The organism is Brevundimonas sp. (assembly GCF_018608325.1).
Classification (GTDB): Bacteria; Pseudomonadota; Alphaproteobacteria; order Caulobacterales; family Caulobacteraceae; genus Brevundimonas.
The window spans coordinates 12,654-15,106 of the sequence record NZ_JABAZW010000010.1; the positions used below are offsets into that span (position 1 = coordinate 12,654).

General features: G+C 61.5%; 2 protein-coding genes and 1 pseudogene. All 3 read left to right on the forward strand.

Annotation, left to right across the window (positions count from 1 at the left end):
• Positions 1-617 (forward strand): Gfo/Idh/MocA family oxidoreductase (locus QZ281_RS00920; RefSeq protein ID WP_292223563.1); only part of this gene is annotated, 617 nt, incomplete at its 5' end.
• Positions 614-1,426 (forward strand): hypothetical protein, encoded by an 813-nt coding sequence (locus tag QZ281_RS00925; RefSeq protein ID WP_292223565.1) that lies wholly within the window; start codon positions 614-616, stop codon positions 1,424-1,426. The genes QZ281_RS00920 and QZ281_RS00925, both read left to right, overlap by 4 nt.
• A 259-nt stretch (positions 1,427-1,685) precedes the next feature.
• Positions 1,686-2,453, forward strand: a pseudogene (locus QZ281_RS00930) (hypothetical protein); the annotation flags it as partial.

Below are 2,453 nucleotides of genomic sequence, written 5' to 3' on the forward strand. Positions count from 1 at the left end.
AAGCGCTGGCGGCGCCCGACGCAGATCGCCTGGCGGTGATTGGCGTCGGGCGTCAAGCCGCCATGCATATCGAGGCGATCGCCGCGATGCGCGACTTGAAACATGTATCGGTGTGGGGGCGCGATCCAGATCGAACGGACGCATTTGTACAGTCGATGGCAGTAAAAACGGGACTTCACATCGAGACGGCTCTGAGCGTCGAGCAGGCCGTTCGCGACGCTTCGATCGTGTGCACCGTAACAGGAGCGCGCGACCCTATCCTGAAGGGCGCGTGGATCGGCGCCGGGGTTCACGTGAATGTCGTGGGGTCCAGCAATCCGCTGTCAGCCGAGATCGACGCGGATCTGGTCGCCCGCAGTCGCTTCATCGTTGATCATCGCGAACATGTGCTGGCGCATGGCGGCGAGTTCCTGCGCGCAAAGGCTGCGGGGTTGATCGACGACCAGCATATAGCCGGTGAGATTGGCGACGTGCTGGCTGGCAGGTTCGCCGGCCGGGAGAATGGTTCTCAGATCACGATATACAAGTCGCTCGGCCATGCGGCGCAGGATCTGGCGGTGGTCGAATGGATGCGGCGCCAGACGGATAGCGTCCCCGCATGGTCTGCGGAGACGTGAGCGGCTTCACGCCCGAGGAGGACGCTCTGCATCGTGTCATCATGCAAGAGTTGCACACCGCTAGGGCGGAGCGTCGACCTGTGCCCTCGTCGTCGGCGCGCCTGTCGAATGACATTGCCCGTGGATACCGAATTCAGGGCTTGCTCATAGAGGCGGCTGAGCAAAACGGCGCTCGCCAGGTCGGCTGGAAGATCGGCCTCACGTCTGCAGCGGCACGCGCAAAGGCGGGGGTGTTGGAGCCTTTCTACGGGGTCCTTCTCGATCACATGGTTGTTTCTGATACGGGGGGCGAGCTTGATCTGGACGGCATGATTGCACCGCGTGTCGAGGTGGAGATCGCGGCTCGGATTGCTGTCGATGTGGTCGGACCTGTGGCCTCTGCCGATATGCTTGGCAGCATAGACGGCTGGGCGGTGGCTGCAGAGGTCGTCGACACGGCGATAACGGACTGGACGATCAGCCCTGTCGACATGGCGGCAGACAATGGTTGCGTCGCTTATGCCGTCGTGGGCGAATTCCAAGGGGGATACCGCATCCCGCAGTCGGTCATGTCTGCCGTCATCTTGAGAGATGGACTTCAGATCGCCGCAGCGTCTTTCGCCCATCCGCCCATGAACGAAATCGCAGAGAACCTCGCCTGGCTAGCGAATGCAGCGACAAAATCAGGCCGTCATCTGCGGCAAGGCGATATCGTCCTGACCGGCGCCTTAGCCCCCATGACGGAGCTTCGTAGAGGTCGCCATGAAGTCCAGGTCCTTGGCTTTGCTCCAGTCGAATTCGAGGTGATCGCCGGTGAAGCGAACTCATAGATCCTGGTTCGAACAACTGGAGCGCTATCGCGGGCATGTGTGCATGAACAAGCCGAACTTCCATTGAGACCCGAATAAATCGCATAAATTTTCGTAACGAGACGCGATAGCTTGCTGCTCATGGGGGGCGGAGGTGCAGCCTATTTGGGCATCCTGCTGCAGACTTCAGAAAATAGAGCGACGACCCAGGCGTCGCCAGCAATAGGCAGGCTGTTTCATGTTGCGACGTAATCTCATCAGTCTCGCATTGGCGTCAGCCATGCTGACGCCGCTGGCGGCGCCAGCCTATGCGCAGTCTTCGCCGCGCGCAGTGCAGACGGCCGTGGCCCTCGAGAGGCCGATTGTGAGCCGCCATGAGGGACGCTTTAATGGACGTCGTGTCGCCTACGACGCCTTCGTCGAACGCGTGGCGACACGAGATGCGCAAGGCGTTCCAACCGCCCAGCTGGGCGTGATTTCCTACGTCGCGCGGGATCAGGGCGCCGGACACGAGCGTCCCGTGATCTTCATATTCAATGGCGGACCCGGTGCAGCCTCCCATCTTCTGCACATGGGCGCCATGGGGCCGAAACGGCTGGCTATTCCGGATGACATCAACGCGCCTGCCGCCGATTTCCGGGTGATTGAAAACAAGTATTCCCTGCTCGACGTGGCCGACCTCGTGTTCTTCGATCCGCCGGGCACGGGTTTCAGCAGAATGGAGCCCGGAGTTTCGCTCGACAGCCAGCATTCTGTGGCCGCCGACGCAACCCAACTGGTTGAGCTGGTGCGCGGCTGGACTGTGAAACATGGTCGCCAGAATTCCCCACGTTACTTGATCGGGGAAAGCTACGGCACTGTGCGTGTGGCGGAAGCGGCCAGCCAGTTGCAGGCGGCCGGGCTGCCGCTCGATGGGGCGGTCATGATCAGCCAGGGCGTCAACATCCTTGAGTACGCTCAGCGGCCGGGCAACATCATCAGTTTCGTCGTGTCGTTGCCGACGCTTTCCGCCATTGCCTGGAGCCACGGCCGCGCGGATCGCCAAGGT